Genomic DNA, 23,471 nt, shown 5'->3' with positions numbered 1-23,471 from the left:
CGCTCGCGACTGCGGGGCCCGCTTGCCGCGCTTGATCAGTCTTCGCGCTCACACGTGTCACTGTCCGCCACCGCCCAACCGGGCGTCCCGAGCCGCGGCCATCCGGCTCGGCAGCCCCCACAGCTGCACGAAACCCTTCGCCAGGGACTGGTCGAAGGTGTCGCCGGTGTCGTAGGTGGCCATCTGGAAGTCGTAGAGGCTCGCCTCGGAGCGCCGGCCGGTCACCGTGGCCCGGCCGCCGTGCAGGATCATCCGCACCTCGCCGCTCACGTGCCGCTGCGCGTCGTCGATGAACGCGTCCAGCGACGCCTTCAGCGGCGAGAACCACAGCCCGTCGTAGACGAGTTCGCCCCAGCGCTGATCGACGCCCTTCTTGAACCGGGCCAGGTCCCGCTCGACGGTCACCGCCTCCAGCTCCTGATGGGCGGTGATCAGGGCGATCGCGCCGGGCGCCTCGTACACCTCACGGCTCTTGATGCCGACCAGGCGGTCCTCGACCATGTCGAGGCGACCCACGCCCTGAGCGCCGGCGCGCCGGTTGAGCTCCAGGATCGCCTGGTACGGGGTGACCGTCTCACCGTCGATCGCCACCGGCACACCGCCGTCGAAGGTGATCACAACCTCGTCGGGGTCGCGCTCCTGGGTCGGGTCGGAGGTGTACGAGTAGAGGTCCTCGACGGGGGCGTTCCAGATGTCCTCCAGGAAGCCGGTCTCCACCGCGCGACCCCACAGGTTCTGGTCAATGGAGTACGGCGACCTGGCCGACACGTCGATCGGCAGCCCCTTCTCCTCGGCGAAGGCGATCGCCTTGTCCCGGGTCCAGGCGAAGTCCCGGGCCGGCGCGATGATCTTCAGGTCGGGGGCGAGCGCGTTCAGGCCCACCTCGAACCGGACCTGGTCGTTGCCCTTGCCGGTGCAGCCGTGCGACACGATCGTGCCGCCGTGCGTGCGCGCCGCCGCCACCAGGTGCCTGACGATCAGCGGCCGGGACAGCGCCGACACCAGTGGGTAGCGGTCCATGTAGAGCGCGTTGGCCCGGATCGCCGGCAGGCAGTAGTCGGCGGCGAACTCGTCGCGCGCGTCCACCACCTCGGACTCGGCGGCGCCGCAGTCCAGGGCACGCTGCCGGATGGCGTCGAGATCCTCACCGCCCTGCCCGACGTCGACCGCGACCGCGATCACCTCGGCGCCGGTCTGCTCCGACAGGTACGGAATGGCGACTGAGGTGTCCAACCCGCCGGAGTACGCGAGCACGACCCGCTCGGTCATGACGTGGTGTTCCCTTCAGCGGTGTCGTCCCGGCGGGCCCAACCGGCGAGCTTGTCTCCGAGCGCGGCCCCACCGACGGCCTCACGGGCCACGACGAGGATGGTGTCGTCGCCGGCGATGGTGCCGACGATCTCGGGCAGGCCCGCCCGGTCCAACGCGCTGGCCAGGTACTGGGCTGCGCCCGGCGGTGTCCGCAGCACGGCGATGTTGCCGCTGGAGTCGACCCCGTTGAGCAGTTCGCGCAGCAGCCGTACCAACCGGGCCGGCGCGGCCTCGGCGTCGCGCAACGGCCGCTGCCCGTCCTCGGGAATCAGGTAGACGGCCGGACCGTCGCCGCCGCGCACCTTGACCGCGCCCAACTCTTCCAGGTCCCGCGAGAGGGTGGCCTGGGTGACGCCGACGCCGTCGGCGGCGAGCAGATCCGCCAGCTCGGTCTGCGACCGGATCGGCCGGTCGCGGATCAGCTCCACGATCCGGGCGTGGCGGGCCGCGCGAGTCAGCGGCGCGGTCATCGCGGCCCTCCCGCAGCGGGCTCCAGCAGGAACGTCAACAGCGCCTTCTGGGCGTGCAGCCGGTTCTCCGCCTGGTCGAAGACAGCGCTCTGCGGGCCGTCGAGCACCTCGTCGGTGATCTCCTCACCGCGGTGTGCGGGCAGGCAGTGCAGCACGATCGCGTCCGGTGCGGCCTGACCGAGCAGCTCCTTGTTGACCTGGTACGGCAGGAACGGGGTGATCCGGTCCAACCCGTCGGACTCCTGCCCCATCGACGTCCAGGTGTCGGTGGCCAGCACGTCGGCGTCGCGTACCGCCTGGGCCGGGTCGGTCAGCACCCGCACCGACCCGCCGGTCTCCGCGGCGATCTCAGCGGCCCGTCGCACCACCGCCTCGTCCGGCGCGAACCCGGCCGGGCCGGCGATCCGCACGTGCATCCCGGCCGTCGCCCCGGCCAGCAGGTACGACTGCGCCATGTTGTTCGCGCCGTCCCCCACGTACGCCAGGGTGCGCCCGGCCGTGCCACCGCACCGCTCCCGGATGGTGAGCAGGTCGGCCAGCAGCTGGCACGGGTGGAAACCGTCGGTGAGCGCGTTGACCACCGGCACGGTCGCGCCCGCCGCCACCTCGGCGATCCGCTCGTCACCGTGGGTCCGCAGCACGATCGCCGCGACGTAGCGGGACAGCACCCGCCCCGCGTCGGCGAGCGACTCCCCGCGACCGAAGTGGGTGACCTGCGTGTCCACCACCAGAGGGTGCCCGCCCAGCTCGGCGATCCCGGCGTCGAACGAGATCCTGGTCCGCAGGCTCTGCTTGTCGAAGAGCACCGCCACCGAGCGGGGGCCGACCAGCGGTCGGTGGCCGAACCGGTCCGCCTTCATGCCCGCCGCCAGGTCGAGGACAGCGGACTGTTCAGCCGGCGAAAGGTCGTCGTCGCGCAGGAAGTGCCGGGTCATCGAGTCGTCCCCGTCGTGGTGGTCAGTGTGGCTGGTGCGGTCTGCGCGCCGGCAGCGGCCGGGGCGGTCGCGTCCAGTGCTGCGGGCAGCGCCGCGAGGAACGAGTCCGCCTGGGCGGCGGTGAGGATCAGCGGTGGGGCCAGCCGGATCACACCCGGCTGCACCGGGTTGACCAGGAAGCCGGCTTCCCGCAGCGCCTCGGCCAGCACCGACGACACCGGCGCGGTGAGCGCCACACCGAGCAGCAGCCCGGACCCGCGTACCTCGCCGATCAGCGGGTGGCCCAGCGCCTCGATGCCGCGCCGCAACCGCTCGCCGACCCGCTTGACGTTGTCGAGAAGGCCCTCGTTGGCGATGGTCGCCACCACGGCGAGCGCCGCCGCGCAACTGACCGGGTTGCCGCCGAACGTGGTGCCGTGCGAGCCGGGCGTGAGCAGGTCCGCGGCGGGGCCGAAGGCCAGCGTCGCACCGATGGGCAGACCGCCACCCAGCCCCTTCGCCAGGGTGACCACGTCCGGCTCCACACCCTCGGCCTGGTGCGCGAACCAGTGCCCGGTACGCCCCACACCGGTCTGCACCTCGTCGAGGACCAGCAGCGCGCCGTGCCGGGCGGTGATCCGCCGGGCCTCGGCGAGGTAGCCGGCCGGCGGAACCAGCACGCCGTTCTCCCCCTGGACCGGTTCCAGGATCACCATGGCGGTCGCCTCGGACACGGCCGCTTCGAGGGCGGCGACATCGCCGTAGTCGACGTGGGTCACCTCGCCGGGCAGCGGCCGGAACGGGTCGACCTTGGCCGGTTGACCGGTCAGCGCGAGGGCGCCCATGGTGCGGCCGTGGAAGCCGCCCCTGGTGGCCACCACCTGGGTGCGGCCGGTGCGCCGGGAGAGCTTGAACGCCGCCTCGTTAGCCTCCGCGCCCGAGTTGGCGAAGAACACCCGGCCCGGTCGGCCGGCGAGCGCCAACAGCAGTTCGGCGAGGGCCACCGGCGGCTCGGCCACATAGAGGTTGGAGACGTGCCCAAGGGTCGCGACCTGCTTCGACACCGCCGCCACCACCGCCGGGTGGGCGTGACCGAGGGCGTTGACCGCAATACCACCCACCAGGTCCAGGTACTCCCGGCCCGCGTCGTCGACCACGACGGCACCCTGACCGGAGACCAACGCCATCGGCGGCGTGCCGTAGTTGTCCATCATGGACTGCTTCCACCGCTGCGCCAACGTGCTCATGTCGCGTCCGTCCCGTCTCCCGGCACCACCATCGTTCCGAACCCTTCCGAGGTGAACACCTCAAGCAACGTGGAGTGCGCCACCCGGCCGTCGACGACGTGCGCGGCGGGCACTCCCCCACGCACCGCTCGCAGGCACGCCTCCATCTTCGGCACCATGCCCGACTCCAGGCTGGGCAGCAGCTTCGCCAGATCGTCCGCGGCGATCTCGGAGACCAGGCTGCTGGTGTCCGGCCAGTCCGCGTACAGGCCGGCCACGTCGGTGAGCACGACCAGCTTGCGGGCCTGCAACGCGATGGCCAGCGCGGCGGCGGCGGTGTCCGCGTTGAGGTTGTGCAGCACCCCCTCCACGTCCGGCGCCACCGTGGAGATCACCGGAATCCGACCCGCCTCGATCAGGTCGGTCACCGCGGACACGTCGACCGACTCGACGTCCCCGACCTGACCCACGTCGACCGGCACCCCGTCCACGTACGCCGGACGCCGCACCGCGGTGAACAGCCGGGCGTCCTCGCCCGAGAGCCCGACGGCGTACGGGCCGTGCGAGTTGATCAGACCCACCAGCTCCCGGCCCACCTGACCGACCAGCACCATCCGGACCACGTCCATCGCCTCCGCGGTGGTCACCCGCAGACCACCCCGGAACTCGCTGGCGATGCCGAGGCGACCCAGCATGGCCGAGATCTGCGGACCGCCTCCGTGCACCACCACGGGCTTCAGGCCGGCGTAGCGCAGGAAGACCATGTCCGCCGCGAACGCCCGCTGCAACTCCGGATCGGTCATCGCGTTGCCGCCGTACTTGACCACGACCGTCGAGCCGGTGAAGCGCGCCAACCAGGGCAACGCCTCGATCAACGTCTCCGCCTTGACCTGGGCACGAGCCAGATCGCTGCTCAGGCTCACCGCACCGGCCTTTCGTTCGCGACTGCGGGACTCCGCTGCGCTGCGTTCCTCGCGCTCACCGCGCCCGCCTTCCGTTCGCGACTGCGGGACTCCGCTGCGCTGCGTTCCTCGCGCTCACGTGGAGTACGCCGAATTCTCGTGCACGTACGCGTGGGACAGGTCGTTGGTCCAGATCGTGGCGGCCGACGTACCCGCGTGCAGGTCGATCCGGATGGTCACGTCCCGCCCGGTCAGGTCGACCTTCGAGCGGTCCTCGGCCGCGGCGCCGCCCCGGCACACCCACACCCCGTTGACCGCCACGTCCACCTCGTCCGGCTCGAACGCGGCAGCGGTGGTACCGACGGCGGCGAGGATCCGACCCCAGTTCGGGTCGTTGCCGAACAGCGCCGTCTTGACCAGGTTGTTACGGGCCACCGCACGGCCCACCTCGACCGCCTCGTCCTCGTCCGCCGCGCCGACCACGTCGATGGCGATCTGCTTGGTGGCGCCCTCGGCGTCAGCCACCAACTGCTGGGCCAGGTCGTGACAGGCCGCGGTGACGGCGGCGGCCAGCTCGGCCGGCGTCGGCTCGATGCCGCTCGCGCCGCTGGCAAGCAGCAACACCGTGTCGTTCGTGGACATGCAGCCGTCGGAGTCGACCCGGTCGAAGCTGACCCGGGTGGCCGCCCGCAACGCCTCGTCCAACGTCGCCGGCCCGGCCACCGCGTCCGTGGTCAACACGCAGAGCATGGTGGCCATCCCGGGCGCGAGCATCCCCGCGCCCTTGGCCATGCCGCCGACCGTCCAGCCGCTCCCCCGGATCACAGTGGTCTTCGGCCGGGTGTCCGTGGTCATGATCGCCTCGGCGGCGGCCCGGCCACCGTCGCGGGACAGCCGACGGATCGCCGAGCGGACGCCCGGCAGCAGCTTCGGCATCGGCAGCCGCTCACCGATGAGGCCGGTCGAGCAGACCGCCACATCACCGGCGCCGAGGATCAACCGGGGGCTGACCGAGGTCAGCGCGGCGGCGGTGTGCTCGGCGGTGGCGTGCGTGTCCTGGAAGCCGGCCGGACCGGTGCAGGCGTTGGCGCCACCGGAGTTGAGCACCACGGCGCGGACCACACCGCCCTGCACGACCTGCTGGGTCCAGCGCACCGGCGCCGCCCTGACCCGGTTGGTGGTGAAGACACCGGCTACACCGGCGTCCGGGCCGTCGTTCACCACCAGGGCCACGTCCGCGCCGCCGCCGGTCTTGAGGCCGGCGGCCACACCGGCCGCTCGGAACCCCCGAGGGGCGGTGACACTCAAGGGGTGACTCCCCAGATCGACAGGCCCGTCGTCTCCGGCAGGCCGAGCATCAGGTTGGCGTTCTGCACGGCCTGACCGGCCGCGCCCTTACCCAGGTTGTCCAACGCGCTGACCACGATCAGACGACCCGAGTCGACGTCGACGGTGGCCTGCAGGTGACACGAGTTGGAGCCGAGGGTCGCGGCCGTGTGCGGCCAGCGGCCCTCCGGCAGCACGTGCACGAACGACGCGTCAGCGTACGCCCGGGCCAGCACCTCCTGCGGGTCGACGCCACGCGCCGGCACCGCGGTGACGGTGGCCAGGATGCCGCGCGGCATCGGCGCCAGAACCGGGGTGAACGACAGCCCGGTCGCGCCGGTGGCCTGCTTGATCTCCGGAACGTGCTGGTGGGTGCCCACCCGGTACGGCGACAGGTCGCCCATCACCTCGCTGGCCAACAGGTGCGCCTTGGCCGCCCGGCCCGCGCCGGAGGTGCCGGAGGCGGCGACCACCACCACGTCGGCGGGGTTGGCCGCGCCGTCGGCGATCAGCGGCGCGAGCGCCAGGGTGATCGCCGCGGCGTAGCAACCGGTGTTCGCCACCCGGGTGGAGCCGGCGATCAGCTCCCGCTGACCGGGCAACTCGGGCAGGCCGTAGGTCCACTGCCCGGCGTGCGTGCCGCCGTAGTACTGCGCCCAGGCGTACGGGTCGGCCAGCCGGTGGTCGGCACCCAGGTCGACGATCCGCACCTCGGCCGGGAGCTGGGCCGCGAGAGCCGCCGACTGTCCGTGCGGCAGGGCCAGGAAGACCAGGTCCGCATCGGCCAGGACCGCCGGATCGGTCTCGCCCAGCACCAGGTCGAGCCCGGTGAGCTGCGGGTGCACCACGTCGACGCGGTGCCCGGCCTGGCTGTGCGCGGTGGCGGCGACCAGGTCGAACTCCGGGTGCCCGGCGATCAGGCGCAGCAGCTCGCCCCCGGCGTACCCGCTCGCTCCGGCGACCGCGACTCGGATCCCCATACTCACCTCCGCATGACTATGCAGCGAAGGCTAGCAGTAGGACGCGATGACTGCAATTTTATGTGAAGCACTGCATGAAAGTGCAGCCGGTGGGTGTGCTGGGATGACGGTCGAAGAAGTACGGCAGCCAACGCCGACAGAACGCGCCGAACGGCCGGACCGCCGGACAGACCCGCCGGCTGAGGCCGGACAGGGACACCACGTCCCGCCGTTCGGCCTGGTTGAACAGGCCGATGGTGACGTCGAAGACGCCTCGTTGCACGGCTGCCTGGACACCTGCGGCCAGAATGTCCGCATCCACCTCGTCGACGGTGGCGTCCCGCCTCAGCAACTCGCCGGCCACGGCCGGCAACAGGTTGTTGCTGATGACCGTGATCAGTTTCGGGTTCGGCGCGAGATCGACGACTGACGACGAGTAGCCGGAGACGTTGACGAAGGCCTCGGTGAAGGGCAGCAGGACCTTCGCCGTGCCCCAACCTTCGACCAGTTCCGCCGCCGACCGCGACACCTCGGAGACCAGGTACAGGTGGGTGGCGAGGACGGCGTACCGGACCCGCGGATCACCGGCCAGCAGCTGCGCGATCCGGAACTCCTCAGCGCTGAAGCAGAGCCGGGCGAGCATGTACACGCGGGCCAACTCCCGCGCCTCGGCGGTCGTCAACAACACCTCGGCCGCCCCCGCCCCCGGCACGGGGAAACTCGGCGACGACCGGCGCGGGCGCCGGTCCTCCTCGCCCGCGACGCCGATCGCGTCGTCAAGCGTCGAGAGGATGCGCTCGGCCGGCAGCGGTACGGCGTCCGGGCCGCCCCGACACCGTCGGGCAAGGTCCGGCCAGTGCGTCGACAAGCGGCTCATGACATCCCGGCACGCCTCGGCGTGAGACTGGCCCCGTCGTGACGCGAGCCGCTCGATGCCCCGGAGCAGGTGCGCGGCCGGTGAGCCCGGGGTGGTCTCCTCGCGTAGCCGAGCGACAGCGTCCGGCAGGCTCCGGCCGGCCGTCAGCCCGAAGTAGCCGTCGAGGGTGTCGAGATCGGCAGCGCCGAAGCGCACCGCCACCGATTTCCCGGTCACGACCCGCTCCCAGTAGTACGCGCTGAGCGCGACGGGATCCGCCAGCAGCGCGCCGAGATCGCCGGACTCCGGCGAGGGTCGCCCCGGCGGCAGCACACCCCGCAGCAGCGTGCGAACGAAATCGTCGTTGCGCGCGGTCACCTCGGCGGAAGCGGCCTGAAACCAGACCTCGGACGCCAGCTTGGCGGTCTGCCTCTCCTCGTTCACGGATTCGAGATAGGTGTCCAGCTTCTCCTTCTCCGGAGGTGCCGGGCATCGTTCGCCCAGCGAGGGGGCCGCCAACCGGATGTACATCCCGAACAACTCGCCGGTGATCTGGCGGCCCGGAGCGCCCAGGTCGAAAAGGTCGTCGGCCAGCACGGAGCCGAGGGCACCGAACACACACCCGGTGGCCAGAGACGCGTCGTCGGCGATGTCAGCGGCCGCGACGCACAGATCGACGATGAAGCGTCGCAGGGACAGCGCGGCCGCGTTCCCGTCGGTCGAACCCCAGACCGGGCCGGCGGGCCGGGACGCCACCGCCGTCGACAGGAGCTGCCGCAGAGCTACCAGCGCGTCGTGCAGCTCATCGGCGAGTTCGCTGACCGGCCGGCCCGGCGCCGCGGACTCCGCGCGCAGGACCGCACCGAGGTCGTGCCGCGTGACGATGTCCCGGATGTGCTCCGGCGTCATCTCCCGGATCACGATCCGCGCCCGCTTGCGCACCTCCTCCCGCAGGTCGGTGTAGAGCGGCATGTTGAGAGCGCCCTGCAGGTCGTACTGCATGCGCAGGACGAGGCGCTGCACGAGGGGCGTGTCGTCGTCGACGGCCGAGGCCAGCGTGGCGCGGCGCAGTCGGTCGAGGGAGACGCCCGCGCTCTGCCGCTCGTACCAGGCACGGAAACCCTCGTCGCGCAGGAGATGCCGGTCCGGGTCGACGACGAAACCGGGCCGGGAAGCGGCGGCCGCGAGCGCCGCGACGACCCGCGGCATCTCGTCGGCGAGAAGCTCCAGGAAGGAACGCCCGTCCCCGCTCGCCAACAGGAACCGGTCGAGAGCCGACCCCGGAAGGTCATTGGCGCCGAGGAAGCCGGTGCCCTCGTCGGTCCGGTGGAACGCCGCCATGATCGCGCTGCGTGGCCCGCCGGCGGACGTACGGTACCGGTGATGGACCAGCCGACTCGCGGCGAAGATCGTGTGACACGGCGCCGGGATGTCCTCAAGATGGACGACTCGCGGGAGGCCGTCGTCGAAGAAACGGGCCTGGGCGGCGAGCGCCTCGTCCACCCGGGCCTGCGAGGGAAAGATGCAGCTGTCCTCGTCGCTCCACACGGTGCCGTCGTCGTCCACGTAGCACTGCCGCAGGAGCCGATTCGTGCGGGGCAGGTAGGTGAGCCCCTGCCCCGAGGGCCCTCGACCGGTGCCCATCGTCCAGGTGACGATCACCTTGAACTCGTCCATGAAGGGGCTGTTGTCGACGTGCAGGGTGTTGTCCCGCGCCACGACGTCGAGTGGCTGCGTGTCCTTGGCCCGCAAGTCGATGATCTTCACGGGCCCGCCGAGGGCGTGCGCGACGAGCGCGACCAGCAGCGGATGGGAGAACGCCTCCCGGAAGTCAGGGTGCTCGACCAGGGAGCCCGCGTCGGCGACGTTCAGGTAGTTGTGCAGCGAGCCACGGCTGCCCCTGGTGTCGATCGCCGAGTCGTACACCCGCCGCGCGCTGTCGAAACGCTCGGGTGGGACGAGCCCGGCGACGCTGAGGGCACCCTCGGCCGCGAGGTTCCCGCTCAGCGACGTGAAGGTGTTCCGCAGGAGCGGGCCGTCCGCCTCCGCCCGGCAGGCTCTGTCGACCATCGCTTCGATATCGTGGCGGAACCTCGTGGCTTCCCGCTCCCGCCGCAGTTGCCGATAGGACGCGGGGCTGGCGAGCTCGTCAGCCGGGACGAGCGGCGCGTACCGAGGACTCATGTCGCCGGACTCCCGACCACCAACGTCGACTGGGTGAGATCCGGGTAGTGCTCCAGGCGGGCCAGTGCCCGTTGGACCTCTTCCACGGCGCTCGCGTTCCCGCACTGACCGTACGCCTGCTCGAGCTGGCCCAGGATCGTCCGGACGGAACGGAAGTTGCCGAGGGACTCCTCCACCCGCCAGGCCCGCTCCAACCAGGTGCAGCCCTCTTCGACCTCGCCCGACCGCAGGCCGGTCGCGCCGAGCAGACGCAGGGCCAGAGCCCGGCCGTAGTCGTTGCCGCGCTCCTCGCACATGGCGAGGCTGCGCAGGCCGAGCCCCCGGGCCCACGAATGGTGGCCGGTCTCGTTCAGGGCTCGGGCCGCGTCGTACAGACCCCGGGCCTCGCGGACGACGTTGTTGCCGTTTCTCGATTCCCGGGCCGCGCGCAACCCCCAGCGGAGCGCCTCCCGGTGGTCACCCGACCGGAGGCAGAGCTCGGACATGGCGTGATGCGACGACGCCCGACCCGAGTCGTCGCCGGACGCCGCGTCCAGCGCCATCGAGGCGCGCAACTGCTCCTTCGCCGGCTCAAGCTGGCCGATGTCCGCGAGGGCCCGTCCCAGTGCGCGTCGGGACAGCGCCTCCATCGCCGGGTCGCCGGCGGCCGCCGCGGCGACAGCCTCCCGCTGGACGGACAGCGTTCTCGTGACGTCCTGTCGCCAGTAGAGGAACGTGTTGACCGCCCGCGCGAACCGGGTGATGAAGGCGAAGTCGTCGTCGGCCCGGGCCTCCTCGATGAGGTAGGTCATGGACGCGGTGATCGACTCGAACCAGGAGAGGGCCTGCGCCACCGTGAGGCTGACCGATCCGACGACCGCCAGCAGCTCCTGGTCCACCGGCAGGGAGTCCCGGTGCGGATCGATGGCGCGATCGGCGGCGTAGCTCAACGCCAGGTACACGGTGCGGATGCGGCGCGCGGTCAGCTCCTGCTCGGCGGGGTCCAGCACCTGCCCGAGCGTCTCCGCGAGATAGGCCTTCATCAGGTCGTGGAAGCGGTAACGGCCAGGGCTGATCTCGTCGATCAGGGATGCCAGGCACAGGGCTTGAAGACTGCGGTCACACACCCGCCTGGGCTGGTCGAGGACGAGGCACAGCACCGCGACCGAGCATTCGTTGCTGGGCAGCATGGACGCGACGTAGAGGACCTTCGTCGTCGCCGCGTCGAGGTCGTCCAGTGACCAGGAGATGACGCGTCCGACCTCGATGCCCAGACCGGCGTCGTCGAGGAAGCGAAGTGGGCTCTGCTCCTCCTCGATTCCCCTCGCGGCGTCGTCGATCGTCCAGGTGGTCTGGATGGCGAGCTTCGCCGAGACGATTGCTAGCGCCAGCGGATGCCCCTCCAGAAGCTGCACGATGCGCCGGGCGGCGGCCTGCTCCCGTTCGACGCGGACGAACCCCACACGTTCGGCGATGAGCTCCACCCCCTCGTCGAGGGTCAGCAACGGAAGTTTGATGACCCGGGCGTCGTGACGAACGCTCATCTCGGGGATCGCCCGGCGGCTGGTCACCACCAACACCGACCCGAAGCCCGGCACCAGGTCCCGAACCTGCTCGTAGGAACCGACGTTGTCCACGATGACGAGGCAGCGCCGGCCGGCGGTGACGGCGCGGAAGACGCCGCCCCACTCCGCCTCGTCGTCAGGAAGGTCGGACCGGTTGATCCCCAGCGTGGCCAGGAAGCTACGCAGGGCGTCCCGGGCCTCGATGCGCGGTGTGCCGGAGTACGCGCGCATGTCGACGAAGAACTGCCCGTCGGGATATTCGGCGATGCGCGAGCTGGCCCAGGCGACCGCGAGGGTGGTCTTTCCCGAGCCGGCCAACCCCCAGAGCATGCAGCAGCGCGAGCCCGGCGTCGTCATCGCCTCGTCCATCTCGTGCAGCAGGTGGTGCCTGCCGACGATCCTCCCGATGCCGCCCGGGAGCATGTGCGGTGGCTCGGGCACGCGCGCGGCCGTGCGCGGCTGTTCGACGTAGATCGCGCCGGAGGTGCCCACCTGGAGGACCTGGTGCGCCAACAGGCCCTCGGCGATGTTGTGCGACGAGCTTCCGGAGGCGGGCTCCATGTCGGTCACCTTCCGGCTACATCGTGATGTCGCCGACGCGCTGGGCCTGCACCAGCTTGCCCACGTTGCTGGAGGCCACCACGTTCGTGTTGCCAGCCGGCGTCGCCCCCTGCCGGAGCTCCCGCAGGAACTCCGGATCCTCGGCCGCGAGACGGGCCAGAAGCGCACGGAGCTGAGCCACGTCGTCCGCCGAGGCGTCGCCCCGCGTGACCCGGTCCAGCGATTCGAGCATCCCCGCCGGCTCGTCCCCGCGGACGAATCGCCGCCGGATCATGTCGACGAGAGCCGCCCCGGACCCCTCGGCGATCTTGACGAGCGCCCCGGCGACAATTGCCTCGATCATGCGCTGCTCCTTGACCTGAAGGCCTGCGACAGGCGTCGGCGCTCACCCCTTCGCCAGGCAAGGCTACCGATTCGTGTGGACCTCGGAAAGGCTCGCGAGACGGTCGGCAACGTCGACGCCGAGCCCCCGGCCGGCCACCCGAACGCCGTCTTGTATCGACGTCGACACATGCCATTGGCGACGGATGCCTGGTGCCCCGCCACCGCGACCTGCCAGGGGACACCGTCGCCGACGGCGAAGGCTGGCGCGGCCTGTCGGAAGCCCGACACGGCGGAGCCGGCGGCGACACGACGACGGCCCCGCTACCCGCTGCCGGGTACCGGGGCCGTCGAGAGTCGCGTCAGGCGCCGCGCAGGGTGGCGCCGAGGCGCTCCGCCGCGACGGCGACCGCCGCGTCCCGTGCCGCGACCGCCTCCTCGACGGTGAGCGTCCGGTCCGGTGCCCGGAAGGTGAGCTTGTACGCCAGCGACCGGCGGCCGGCGCCGAGCTGCGCGCCGGAGTACACGTCGAACAGCCGCACGTCCTCCAGCAGCTCACCGGCGCCCGCCTCCAGCGCCCGGCGCACCTGCTCCGCCGGCACCGACTCGTCCACCACCAGAGCCACGTCGATCAACGCCGGCGGGAAACCGGAAACCGTCGGCGCCGGCGTCACCGGGGTCGGCGGCAGCGTGTCGAGGTTCAGCTCCATCGCGCTGGTGCGGCGGGGCAGCTCCAGCGCCGCCACCACCACCGGGTGCAACTCCCCGGCGTGTCCGACGACCGAGCCGTCGACCCGCAGCTCGGCGCAGCGACCCGGGTGCCACGGGGCGTACTCGGCGGCACGCACCTCGACCCGCTCGTCCGGGATCCCGGCGGCGGCCAGCACGTCACGGCCGGCCTCGATCGCGTCCGCCCAGCCGGCCGGTCGACCCGCACCCCACCAGCCGGCCGGGTCCAGGTCGCCGGAGAGCACCACCGCGACGTGCACCGGCTGCGCCGGCACCACCGCGTCGGCGGCGGCGAACTCCTCGTCGGTGGGACGCCGGTCCACGCCCATCGCCGGCGGGCTGCCGGCACCGACGCGCGGGTGGAAGACCGCACCGATCTCGTAGAGGGCGAGGTCGCGGTGACCCCGGCCGAGGTTGCGCTTGAGGATGCCGAGCAGCGGGCCGAGCAGCGTGGTGCGCAGCAGCGGCTCCTCTTCGGACAGCGGGTTGGCCAGTCGCACCGCGGGCCGACGCGGGTCGTCGGCCGGCAGGCCGAGCTGGTCGGCCAGCTCCGGTGACACGAACGGGTGCGCGAGCACCTCCACGTACCCCCGCTCGGCCAGCGACCCGGCGACGGCCCGGCGGCGACGCTGCCGCGGGGTCAGACCGCGCCCCGCGGGCGCGGTCGGCAGCACCGACGGCACCCGGTCGTACCCGTCGAGGCGGACCACCTCCTCGACCAGGTCGGCCGGGTCGGTCAGGTCGGGCCGCCAGGTCGGCGGGGTGACGCTCAGCACCGTCCCGACGCCGCTGGCCACGCCGACCGCGCCCGGGTCCTCGGACAACCGGTCCGCGCCCTGCGCGACAGTGCAGCCGACCCGCTCCAGCAGGGCGACCACCCGCGCCGGCGGGTACTCGACACCGACCCGCCGGGTCGGCAGGTCCGCCGGAAGACTGATCGGGGTACGCGGCCTGACGTGGTCGATGTCCAGGATCTCCACGCTCGGGGTGCCACCGCCGTGCTCGGTGAGCAGCCGCACGGCACGCTCCAGCGCGACCAGCGGCACGGCCGGGTCGACGCCCCGCTCCCAGCGCTTCGCGGCCTCGCTGAACAGCTTGTGCCGACGGGCGGTGCGCCCGACCATCGCCGGGTCCCAGTGCGCCGCCTCGAAGAGCACAGTGGTGGTGACCCCGGTGACGACCTCGCTGGTCTCACCGCCCATCACCGCGGCGAGGGAGATCGGCCCGGTGTCGTCGCAAATCACCATGTCGTCGGCCGTGAGCACCCGGCTGACCCCGTCCAGGGTGGTCAGCTTCTCCCCCGCCTCGGCGCGACGGACCACCAGCGGCCCGGCGATCCGGTCGGCGTCGAAGGCGTGCATCGGCTGGCCCAGCTCCAACATCACGTAGTTGGTGATGTCGACCGGCAGCGAGATGCTGCGGATGCCGGCCGTGACGAGCCGCTGGGCCATCCACGACGGCGTGGGCGCGCCCGGGTCGACGCCCCGCACCAGGCGGGCGGTGAACCGGTCGCAGCCGACCGTGTCGCGCACCTCCACCGGGTACGCCGGCGTCTCGGTGCCCGCCGGGGCGGGCACCATGGCGGGATCACGCAGCGGCACGTCGAACGCGTGCGACAGCTCCCGGGCCAGGCCGCGCAGGCTCAGCGCGTACCCCCGGTCCGGGGTGATCTCCAGCTCGAACACGACGTCGTCCAGGCCGACGACGGGCCGCGCGTCGTCGCCCGGCTTGGCCGCGCCGTCCGGCGGCAGCACGATGATGCCCGAGTGGTCGTCGCCCAGGCCCAGCTCCTTGGCGGAGCAGATCATGCCGGCCGAGTTGTGCCCGTACGTCTTACGGGCGCCGATCGCGAACCCGCCGGGCAGCACACCACCGGGCAGGATCACCACCACCCGGTCACCGACGGCGAAGTTACGCGCCCCGCAGACGATCTCCTGCGGCTCGCCGGTGCCGTTGGCGGCACCCACGTCCACCCGGCAGAACCGGATCGGCTTCTTGAAGCCGGTCAGCTCCTCGATCGCGCGCACCTCGCCGACGACGAGCTGCCCGGTGACGCTCTCGCGAAGGTCCACCACGGACTCGACCTCGATACCGAGGTCGACCAGAGCCTGCTCCAGGTCACCGGTGGGCAGGTCGGCGGGGAGGTCGACGTACTCCCGCAGCCAACTGACAGAAACTCGCATGACTTCAGACCACCGTTCCCGTGTCTCGTACCCGCATCGCCTACGCCCCGGTCCCGAGCGCGCGGCTGAACCGCACGTCGCCCTCGAAGAGATGGCGGATGTCGCTGACCCCGTGCCGGACCATCAGGGTCCGGTCGATGCCCATGCCGAAGGCGAATCCGGAGTAGACCTCCGGGTCGACGCCGCAGGCGCGCAGCACCCGAGGGTTCACCATGCCGCAGCCACCCCACTCGACCCACTGCGGGCCGTCGCGGTGCTCCGGGAACCACACGTCGAACTCCGCCGACGGCTCCGTGAACGGGAAGTAGTGCGGCCGCCACCGGGTCTTCGCCTCCGGGCCGAACATCGCCCGGGCGAAGTGGTCCAGCGTGCCCCGCAGGTGGGCCATGGTGATGCCCTTGTCGACCACCAGGCCCTCGGCCTGGTGGAACACCGGGCTGTGGGTGGCGTCGATCTCGTCCGTGCGGTAGACGCGACCCGGCACGATCACGTAGATCGGCGGCTTGCGGCTGAGCATTGTGCGGGTCTGCACCGTCGAGGTGTGCGTACGCAGCACCAGGCCGGAGCCCTCCGGTGCGATGTGGAAGGTGTCCATCAACCCGCGCGCCGGGTGGTCGGCGGGGATGTTCAACGCGTCGAAGTTGACCCACTCCAGGTCGACCTCGGGCCCCTCGGCCACCTCGTAGCCCATCCCGACGAAGAGGTCGCTGATCGACTCCATCAGGGTGCTCAACGGGTGCCGGGCGCCACGGGGACGCCGGTCGTAGGGCACTGTGACGTCCACCCGCTCCTCGACCAGCACCCGCTCGGCCTGCTCACGCTCCAGCACCTCGGCGCGGTCGGCGTAGGCGGTCTCGATCGCCCGGCGGGCCTCGTTCACCCGCTTGCCCGCGTCCGACTTCGCGGCCGGCGGCAACGCGCCGATCTCCCGGCGCGCCAGGGAGACCGGAGACCGGTCACCGAGGTGCACCGGGCGCAACGCGGTGAGCGCGTCCGGGTCGGCCGCCGCCGTGAACGCCTTCGTGGCGTCCGCCACGGCCTCGTCCAGGGCGGCGGGGTCGAGCAGGGCGACCTGCTTCGGGTCGTACGGATCGTTGCGGTAGCTCATGGCGTACGGGCACTCCCTCACGGCGGCGCCTGCCCTCGTCGGGGCGGCGAAGCGAGTCTACGGACGCGCGGCTGTGCCGCAGCCCGCCGGTAGGAGTTGCGCAGGGAGCAGGTCAGGCCCGCCGCCCGCCGACACCGGCGGGCTGGCTAAACGAACGCCGTGTCGCGTTCATGGACGGACGCTCTCCCCTGCTGTCAGTCGCGCCGCAGGCGTTCACCCTCAGCGCTGTGCTCTGGCTGAAGCGTACAGGCAGACCGCTGCGGCGGCAGCCAGGTTGAGGCTCTCCGCGCGCCCGTACAGCGGCACCCGCACCGTGGTGTCGGCGGCGATGGTCAGCTCCTCGGGCAGCCCGTGCGCCTCGGAACCGAACAACCAGGCGGTGGGCCCGACGAGCCGACCGTAGTCGGTCAGGTCGTCCAGGTCGTTGTCGCCGTACCCGGTGGTGGCGAAGATCGACAGCCCGGCGGCGCGCAGCGCGCCGACCACCGCGACCGGGTCGGGGGCGCGCACCACGTCGACGTGGAAGAGGCTGCCGGCCGAGGCCCGCACACACTTGCCGTTGTACGGGTCGACGGCGTCCCCGGCGAAGATCACCGCACCCGCACCGGCCGCGTCGGCGGTGCGCAGCACCGTGCCGGCGTTACCCGGGTCGCGGATCTCGGCGAGCACCGCCACCAGCCGGGGCGCACCCGCGAGGGCCTGTTCCAGTGAGACGTCCAGATGCCGGCAGACGGCCACCAGCCCCTGTGGGGCGACGGTCTCGGTCAGCGCCGCGAGGGCGTCGTCGGTCACCTCGGAGACCGGCACGTCGGCGCGGGCCGCCGTGGCGGCCAACTCCGGGTACCGGTCGAGCGCGGTGGTCGTACCGAACAGTTCGGTGACCACCTCCGGCCGCGCGAGGGCCTCGCGGACCGCCTGCGGGCCCTCGGCCAGGAAACGGCCGGTGGCGTCGCGGTCCCGGCGGCGTTGCAGGCGGCGGGCGGCGACAACCCTTGGGGTACGCGGGGTGAAAGCCATGGTGTGCGCTCCTCCGGCACGATTGAGGCGCCCCCCGAACGGCGGTGCCGACACGGGAGACGCCTCGCTCTGGTGCGTGGGGATCAGGCGGCCTGAGCCGCCGCGCCGCCGGTGCCCTCGGCCGTGACCGCAGCCCGGGCCAGCTCGACGATCGCCGCGAAAGAGGCGGCGTCGTTGACAGCCATGTCGGCCAGGATCTTGCGGTCGACCTCGATGCCGGCCAGACGCAGGCCCTGGATCAGACGGTTGTAGGTCATCCCGTTGGCCCGGGCGCCCGCGTTGATCCGCTGAATCCACAGCTGCCGGAAGTCGCCCTTGCGGTCGCGACGGTCCCGGTAGGCGTACTGCATCGAGTGCAGCACCTGCTCCTTGGCCTTGCGGTACAGGCGGGAGCGCTGACCGCGGTAACCACTCGCGGACTCCAGCAGGGTACGACGCTTCTTCTGGGCGTTTACAGCCCGCTTGACGCGTGCCATCTCAACTCCTAATTACGTAAAGGTGGCGCGCGTCAGCGGCCGAGCAGCTTCTTGATGCGCTTGACGTCGGCCTTGGCCAGCACGACCGTGCCGGTCAGCCGGCGGGTCTGGGTGGAGGGCTTCTTCTCCAGGTTGTGGCGGAGGCCGGCCTGCTGGGCAACGATCTTGCCCTTGCCGGTCACCTTGACCCGCTTACCCATACCCGTGTGGCTCTTCATCTTCGGCATGTGGAACGTCTCTCCCCTGTTACTCGCCGCTGGTGTCGGCGGCGAGGCCGGTGTCACCGGCTGCTGCGGTCTCGCTGACCGCTGCGGTCTCATCGGCTTCCGGAGCGGCGGACTCGTCCGCTGCCCGGTCCCGAGGTCCACCGCGGGACGCCGTAGCGGCGACCGCGGAGGCCTTGACGGCCCGATGCGGAGCGAGAACCATGATCATGTTTCGGCCGTCCTGCTTCGGAGCGGCCTCGACGTATCCCAGTTCCGTGATCTCGGATTCGAGTCGACGCAGAAGCCGGTAACCCAGCTCCGGACGACTCTGCTCGCGACCGCGGAACATGATCGTCACCTTGACCTTGTCGCCCGCCTTGAGGAACCGCACCACGTGACCCTTCTTGGTCTCGTAGTCGTGCGGGTCGATCTTCGGCCGAAGCTTCATTTCCTTGATGACGGTCTGCTGCTGGTTACGCCGCGCTTCGCGCGCCTTGAGTGCGCTCTCGTACTTGAACTTGCCGAAGTCCATGAGCTTGCACACCGGCGGGCGCGCCATCGGCGCAACCTCGACCAGGTCCAGATCGACGTCCGCGGCCAGCTGAAGAGCGCGCTCCAGCGGGACGATGCCCACCTGCTCACCCTCTGGGCCGACCAGTCGGACCTCACGTGCCCGGATCTGCTCGTTCACGCGTGGTTCGACGCTGATGGGGCCTCCTCGAGTCGTTTCTGCTCTGTCGCCGACCGCTGCGGCTCCCGGGAGGGAACCGACCCGAAAAGCAGAAGGCCCCGGCGCATGCCAGGGCCCGCTCGACCGGTCAGCACGATCACAAGGATCGCGCATCCGGCGCCGGGACATGCCCGGAACCGGTGACCGGACCCGGCCACCGTAGCGGCGACTCGGGTGGGAGCAGGCGCTCCGCTTTCAAGGCTGCCTGCTCGCACGCGGAGACAGCCTGGTCGACTCGACAACACTACACCGGCGCCCCGGCGACCCCCAAACCGGGCACGACCTGCGGCGAGTCACGAGCGCGGCCGACCATTGCGCCGCGCCGCCCTGGCGCGCTTGGCGCGCTTGGCGCCGCTTCAGGATCCACGCATTTTCCCTGAAACTGCTGCCTCAGGGCGCCGGGAGGCAGCAGTTTCAGGGAAGTTGTCCAGATCTTGGCGAGGTGTGCGCGGCAGGCCTTGCCGCTGGGCGGCGACGCGAGGTCGACGGCAGGCGGTTCCAGCCGCAAACCGGCGCGGGCGGTCGGCCGCGAACCGGCAGTGGCGGTTAGGCCGCGAACCGGCAGTGGGCGGTTAGGGCGCCAACCGACGGCGGGCGGTTAGGGCGCCAACCGACGGCGGGCGGTTAGGGCGCGGACCGGCTAGTGGGCGGTTAGGCCGGGGTCAGCGGCCGACGGCGCGTTCGGCGAGGCGAGCCTGGTGGGCCTCGTGCAGCCGGCGCAGCGCGCGGACCCCGTCGACGGCCAGCTCCTTGTCGGCGGCCTGCAACGCGACCATCGGCAGCAGGTCGTCATCGTGCAGCTCCAGGCTGGCCCACGGCGCGCCCCGGTCGAAGCGGACGCCCCGGACAACCTCCCAGGGCAGCTCGTAGGAGCTGATGACGTTACGGACCCGAATGCTCCGGGCGTCGGCCTCCACCCGGGGACGGGTGAACAGCAGGAAGCCGAGCGCACCGAAGATGCCCAGGCCGATCATGGCGATCTGGTCGCCGCGCTGGAAGCTGCCGTAACCATCGCCGGTCGGGCCACTCAGCGAGGTAGCGACCAGAGCGAACACCACCACCAGAGCGGCCGCCGCCGACCAGCAGACCACCCGGATGCGGCGGGGCTTCAGGCGGACCAGTTCGGTTTCACTCACCCCACCAGTCTGCCATCCGCGCTCGGTCATCGAACGCACCACCCGCCGAGCCACCACCCCGAGCCCAGGACGGCCAGCCACCTCAAGATCGTGCTCGATCCAGGATCCAGTGGCCTCCGTCGAGATCGAGGCCGCTACGTCAATGATCGAGCACGATCTTCCGCGTCCAGCAGCCCCAGCACACCCATCGCCGCGTCGATCATGGAGTTGTGGTGGTGGACGTAAGGAGCGAAGGCAGCTGAAACGGCCACCATAACTCCATGATCGACGCGAGCGGGGTGGCGGGGCGAGCGGGGTGGCGGGGCGCGGGGGGTTAGAGGCGGCAGGCGTGGATGTTGGTGACGAGGATGGCGCGGGCGCCCAGTTCGTACAGCTCGTCCATGATGCGGTGCACGTCGTCGCGGAGCACCATGGCCTGCACCGCCACCCAGCCCTCGCGGTGCAGCGGCGACACTGTGGGCGACTCGATGCCCGGGGTGAGCCCGCTGGCCCGGTCCAGCAGACCGGCCGGCACGTCGTAGGCGAGCATCACGTAGCGGCGGGCCACCAGCACACCGTGCAGGCGGCGCAGCAACTGCTCGGCCTGCGGTTGCGCGGGTGCGCCGGCACGCCGGACCAGCACCGCCGACGAGCGCAGCAGCGGCTTACCGAAGACCACCAGGCCCGCCTGGCGCAGGGTCGCGCCGGTCTCCACCACGTCCGCGATCACGTCGGCGACGCCGAGGCGTACGGCGTTCTCCACCGCGCCGTCGAGACGGATCACGTCGGCCTTGACGCCCACCTCGCCGAGGTGCCGTTCGACCAGCCCCGGGTACGCGGTGGCGATGCGGTGGCCGCCCAGCTCCTGCACGGAGGCGATGTCGTCGGGGCGGGCGGCGAAGCGGAAGGTGGCCCGGCCGAAGGCAAGGTCGACGACCTCCTCGGCCGGCGCGGCCGAGTCGATCAGCAGGTCCCGGCCGGTGATCCCGAGGTCGAGGTCACCGGAACCGACGTAGGTGGCGATGTCCTTCGGACGCAGGTAGAAGAATTCGACGTCGTTGGCCTCGTCCCGGCAGACGAGGTCCTTGGGGTCGGTGCGCTGGCGGTAGCCCGCCTCGCGCAGCATCTGGGCGGCCGGTTCGGCCAGGGTGCCCTTGTTGGGAATGGCGACACGCAGCATGACGGAGTGCTCCTTCGATCCGGTTGGCGATCAACAGGGGTGGGGGCACTCACAGATGTCGGTAGACGTCCTTGAGCTCGAGACCGCTGGCAAGCATCAGCACCTGGACCTGGTAGAGCAGCTGGGAGATCTCCTCGGCGGTGCGCTCCGGCCCCTCGTGCTCGGCGGCCATCCACGACTCGGCCGCCTCCTCGACGACCTTCTTGCCGATGAAGTGCACGCCCTTGTCCAGCGCGGCGACGGTGCCCGAGCCCGGGGTGCCGGCGGCGGCCTTGGCCTGCAGCTCGGCGAACAACTCCTCGAACGTCTTCACGGGAAACGATTCTTCCAGCCACCCCGGCGGCACCCCGCGTCCGGGTCCGCCGAAATCCAGTAAGCGGACAATTCCCTACCAACATGGTGGGACAATTGTCGATCGATGCCCATGGAGCTCTACGCTGTCCGCCATGGCCAGCCGCTCACGTCTCCTCGCGCTCACCTTCGCCGGTGCCGTCGTCGTAGCCACCGCCGGGTGCGCGCCACAGGACGATAACCCCACCCCCACTGTCACCGCAGCGCCGTCCTGCGCCAAGGACAGCCTGCCCACGCGCACGCCGGGCAAGCTGACCATCGCCACCGACCAGCCCGCGTACGAGCCGTGGTTCGCCAAGGACAAGCCGGACAGCGGTGAGGGCTTCGAATCCGCTGTCGCGTACGCGGTGGCCGAGAAGCTCGGCTACGCCCGCGCCGACGTCACCTGGACCCGGGTCAAGTTCGACACCGCCATCGCGCCGGGACCGAAGGACTTCGACTTCGACATCAACCAGTTCTCCATCACCGACGAACGCAAGCAGGCTGTCGACTTCTCCGCGCCGTACTACCTGGTGCGGCAGACCGTCATCGCGTTGAAGTCCTCGAAGATCGCCGGCCGGAAGTCGCTGGCCGAGCTGCGGGACGCTCGGCTCGGCGCGCAGGTCGGCACCACCAGCTACCAGGCGATCACCGACGTGATCAAGCCGGCCGCCAAGCCGCAGGTCTACAACAGCAACGACGATGCCAAGAAGGCCCTTCAGAACGGGCAGCTGGACGGTCTCGTGGTCGATCTTCCGACCGCCTTCTACATCACCGGTGCGGAGATCACCGACGCCGTGATCGTCGGGCAGGTGCCGCAGGTCGGTACGCCCGAGGCGTTCGGGTTGCTGCTGGACAAGAACTCCCCACTGACCTCCTGCGTGAGCGGGGCGGTCGGTCAGCTCACCACCGCGGGGACGTTGAAGGAGCTGGAACAGAAGTGGCTCGCCCAGGTGGCGGGGGCGGCCGAGCTGCGGTGACGCTTCTGGATCGGGTGCCCTCGGAGGCGCAGCTGCGGCGGTCGGCGTACCGGCGTCGGCAGACCGTCCTCAGCGTGCTCGTCGCGGCGTCCTCGACGGCGGCGCTCGGCACGTTGCTGGTGCTCGCGGTGACCGGGGCGCCGGGCTGGGACCGGGTCCGGCGCTCGTTCCTGGATCCGGAGATCGCCCGCGACGCGCTGCCGACGGTGCTGAGCGGGCTCTGGCTCAACGTACGGCTGCTGGTCTGCTGTGCGGTCGGCGCGCTGCTGCTCGGGCTGGTGCTCGCCGTGCTGCGGACGCTGCGCGGGCCGGTCTTCTTCCCGGTCCGCGCCCTGGCCGCCGGCTACACCTACACCTTCCGCGGCCTACCGCTGATCATCGTGCTGTACCTGCTCACCCTCGGTGTGCCGGGGCTGCGGTTGCAGGGCATGCCGCCGGTGCTGGTGCTGGGTGGGATCGCGTTGGTCCTCACCTATGGCGGCTACCTCGCCGAGGTGTTCCGGGCCGGCATCGAGTCGGTGCACTCCAGCCAACTCGCCGCGGCCCGCTCGTTGGGCCTGACCCACCGGCAGACGATGCGGCACGTGGTCCTGCCGCAGGCCGTCCGCCGGGTGGCGCCACCCCTGCTCAACGACGTGGTGGCGTTGCAGAAGGACGTCGGGCTGGTCTCGCTGGCCGGGCCGATCGACGCGGTCCGCGCCGCGCAGATCGCCACCGCCCAGACCTTCAACTACACGCCGTACATCGTGGCGGGGGTGCTCTTCGTGCTGCTGGCGATCCCACTGATCGCCGTCACCGACTGGGTGACGCTGCGCGCGGCCCGCCGACAGTCGGGAGGCTGAT

21 protein-coding genes are annotated in these 23,471 nt (G+C 71.4%); 2 read left to right on the top strand and 19 right to left on the bottom strand.

Annotated features, from left to right (window positions below):
• Positions 1–57: 57 nt before the first annotated feature.
• The 19 genes from ACGF3C_RS13905 to ACGF3C_RS13815 all read right to left on the bottom strand — a co-directional run bounded on the left by ACGF3C_RS13905 (position 58) and on the right by ACGF3C_RS13815 (position 21,631).
• Positions 58–1,269: an argininosuccinate synthase gene (locus ACGF3C_RS13905; protein WP_393221870.1), complete on the bottom strand. Its 1,212-nt coding sequence runs from the start codon at positions 1,267–1,269 to the stop codon at positions 58–60.
• The gene (locus tag ACGF3C_RS13900; RefSeq protein ID WP_355009159.1) at positions 1,266–1,781 is read right to left on the bottom strand and encodes an arginine repressor; all 516 of its coding nucleotides are present in this window, start codon (positions 1,779–1,781) and stop codon (positions 1,266–1,268) included. Before ACGF3C_RS13900 ends, ACGF3C_RS13905 begins: the two co-directional genes overlap by 4 nt.
• Positions 1,778–2,716, bottom strand: coding sequence for an ornithine carbamoyltransferase (gene argF, locus ACGF3C_RS13895; RefSeq protein ID WP_393221866.1), 939 nt, complete (start codon positions 2,714–2,716; stop codon positions 1,778–1,780). The genes ACGF3C_RS13900 and argF overlap by 4 nt, the downstream gene beginning before the upstream one ends.
• A complete protein-coding gene (locus ACGF3C_RS13890) occupies positions 2,713–3,942 on the bottom strand; it encodes an acetylornithine transaminase (RefSeq protein ID WP_393221863.1) in 1,230 nt (409 codons plus the stop codon). Before ACGF3C_RS13890 ends, argF begins: the two co-directional genes overlap by 4 nt.
• Complete coding sequence (argB, locus tag ACGF3C_RS13885; protein ID WP_393221860.1) at positions 3,939–4,844, bottom strand: acetylglutamate kinase; 906 nt, start codon at positions 4,842–4,844, stop codon at positions 3,939–3,941. Before argB ends, ACGF3C_RS13890 begins: the two co-directional genes overlap by 4 nt.
• 114 nt (positions 4,845–4,958) lie before the next feature.
• Positions 4,959–6,131 (bottom strand): bifunctional glutamate N-acetyltransferase/amino-acid acetyltransferase ArgJ, encoded by a 1,173-nt coding sequence (gene argJ / locus ACGF3C_RS13880; protein ID WP_393221857.1) that lies wholly within the window; start codon positions 6,129–6,131, stop codon positions 4,959–4,961.
• The gene (argC, locus tag ACGF3C_RS13875) at positions 6,128–7,129 is read right to left on the bottom strand and encodes an N-acetyl-gamma-glutamyl-phosphate reductase (RefSeq protein WP_393221854.1); all 1,002 of its coding nucleotides are present in this window, start codon (positions 7,127–7,129) and stop codon (positions 6,128–6,130) included. The genes argJ and argC overlap by 4 nt, the downstream gene beginning before the upstream one ends.
• A gap of 58 nt (positions 7,130–7,187) precedes the next feature.
• Entirely contained in the window at positions 7,188–10,034 is a 2,847-nt protein-coding gene (locus tag ACGF3C_RS13870) for a hypothetical protein (protein ID WP_393221851.1), read from the bottom strand.
• 110 nt (positions 10,035–10,144) lie between these two features.
• The gene (locus tag ACGF3C_RS13865) at positions 10,145–12,253 is read right to left on the bottom strand and encodes an NB-ARC domain-containing protein (RefSeq protein WP_393221848.1); all 2,109 of its coding nucleotides are present in this window, start codon (positions 12,251–12,253) and stop codon (positions 10,145–10,147) included.
• A gap of 16 nt (positions 12,254–12,269) precedes the next feature.
• The gene (locus ACGF3C_RS13860) at positions 12,270–12,596 is read right to left on the bottom strand and encodes a hypothetical protein (protein ID WP_357228808.1); all 327 of its coding nucleotides are present in this window, start codon (positions 12,594–12,596) and stop codon (positions 12,270–12,272) included.
• A gap of 340 nt (positions 12,597–12,936) precedes the next feature.
• Positions 12,937–15,486: a phenylalanine--tRNA ligase subunit beta gene (gene pheT, locus ACGF3C_RS13855; RefSeq protein ID WP_393221845.1), complete on the bottom strand. Its 2,550-nt coding sequence runs from the start codon at positions 15,484–15,486 to the stop codon at positions 12,937–12,939.
• Positions 15,487–15,526: 40 nt separating this feature from the next.
• The gene (gene pheS / locus ACGF3C_RS13850) at positions 15,527–16,594 is read right to left on the bottom strand and encodes a phenylalanine--tRNA ligase subunit alpha (RefSeq protein ID WP_357201339.1); all 1,068 of its coding nucleotides are present in this window, start codon (positions 16,592–16,594) and stop codon (positions 15,527–15,529) included.
• 219 nt (positions 16,595–16,813) lie between these two features.
• Positions 16,814–17,611, bottom strand: coding sequence for a TrmH family RNA methyltransferase (locus tag ACGF3C_RS13845; protein ID WP_393221842.1), 798 nt, complete (start codon positions 17,609–17,611; stop codon positions 16,814–16,816).
• A gap of 83 nt (positions 17,612–17,694) precedes the next feature.
• Positions 17,695–18,087, bottom strand: coding sequence for a 50S ribosomal protein L20 (gene rplT, locus ACGF3C_RS13840; RefSeq protein ID WP_030488429.1), 393 nt, complete (start codon positions 18,085–18,087; stop codon positions 17,695–17,697).
• A 32-nt stretch (positions 18,088–18,119) separates the two neighbouring features.
• On the bottom strand, positions 18,120–18,314 hold the full coding sequence (gene rpmI / locus ACGF3C_RS13835; protein ID WP_007458415.1) for a 50S ribosomal protein L35: 195 nt from the start codon (positions 18,312–18,314) through the stop codon (positions 18,120–18,122).
• Between the two features lie 19 nt (positions 18,315–18,333).
• Positions 18,334–18,984: a translation initiation factor IF-3 gene (gene infC, locus ACGF3C_RS13830; RefSeq protein WP_328655039.1), complete on the bottom strand. Its 651-nt coding sequence runs from the start codon at positions 18,982–18,984 to the stop codon at positions 18,334–18,336.
• Between the two features lie 701 nt (positions 18,985–19,685).
• Entirely contained in the window at positions 19,686–20,159 is a 474-nt protein-coding gene (locus tag ACGF3C_RS13825) for a PH domain-containing protein (protein ID WP_030488426.1), read from the bottom strand.
• A gap of 313 nt (positions 20,160–20,472) precedes the next feature.
• Positions 20,473–21,318 carry an ATP phosphoribosyltransferase gene (hisG, locus tag ACGF3C_RS13820; protein WP_393221837.1) on the bottom strand — a complete coding sequence of 282 codons (846 nt, stop codon included), beginning with the start codon at positions 21,316–21,318 and terminating at the stop codon, positions 20,473–20,475.
• A gap of 49 nt (positions 21,319–21,367) precedes the next feature.
• Positions 21,368–21,631 carry a phosphoribosyl-ATP diphosphatase gene (locus ACGF3C_RS13815; RefSeq protein WP_030335709.1) on the bottom strand — a complete coding sequence of 88 codons (264 nt, stop codon included), beginning with the start codon at positions 21,629–21,631 and terminating at the stop codon, positions 21,368–21,370.
• A gap of 133 nt (positions 21,632–21,764) precedes the next feature.
• Here ACGF3C_RS13815 and ACGF3C_RS13810 point away from each other — a divergent pair, with 133 nt between their 5' ends.
• Both ACGF3C_RS13810 and ACGF3C_RS13805 read left to right on the top strand, forming a co-directional pair.
• Complete coding sequence (locus ACGF3C_RS13810; protein WP_393221834.1) at positions 21,765–22,628, top strand: ABC transporter substrate-binding protein; 864 nt, start codon at positions 21,765–21,767, stop codon at positions 22,626–22,628.
• Positions 22,625–23,470 carry an amino acid ABC transporter permease gene (locus tag ACGF3C_RS13805; RefSeq protein ID WP_393221831.1) on the top strand — a complete coding sequence of 282 codons (846 nt, stop codon included), beginning with the start codon at positions 22,625–22,627 and terminating at the stop codon, positions 23,468–23,470. The genes ACGF3C_RS13810 and ACGF3C_RS13805 overlap by 4 nt, the downstream gene beginning before the upstream one ends.
• The last annotated feature ends 1 nt before the right edge of the window (position 23,471 follow it).

Source organism: Micromonospora sp. NPDC047762 (assembly GCF_043204655.1).
Taxonomy (GTDB): domain Bacteria; phylum Actinomycetota; class Actinomycetes; order Mycobacteriales; family Micromonosporaceae; genus Micromonospora.
This window is presented reverse-complemented; position numbering and strand designations above follow the sequence as displayed.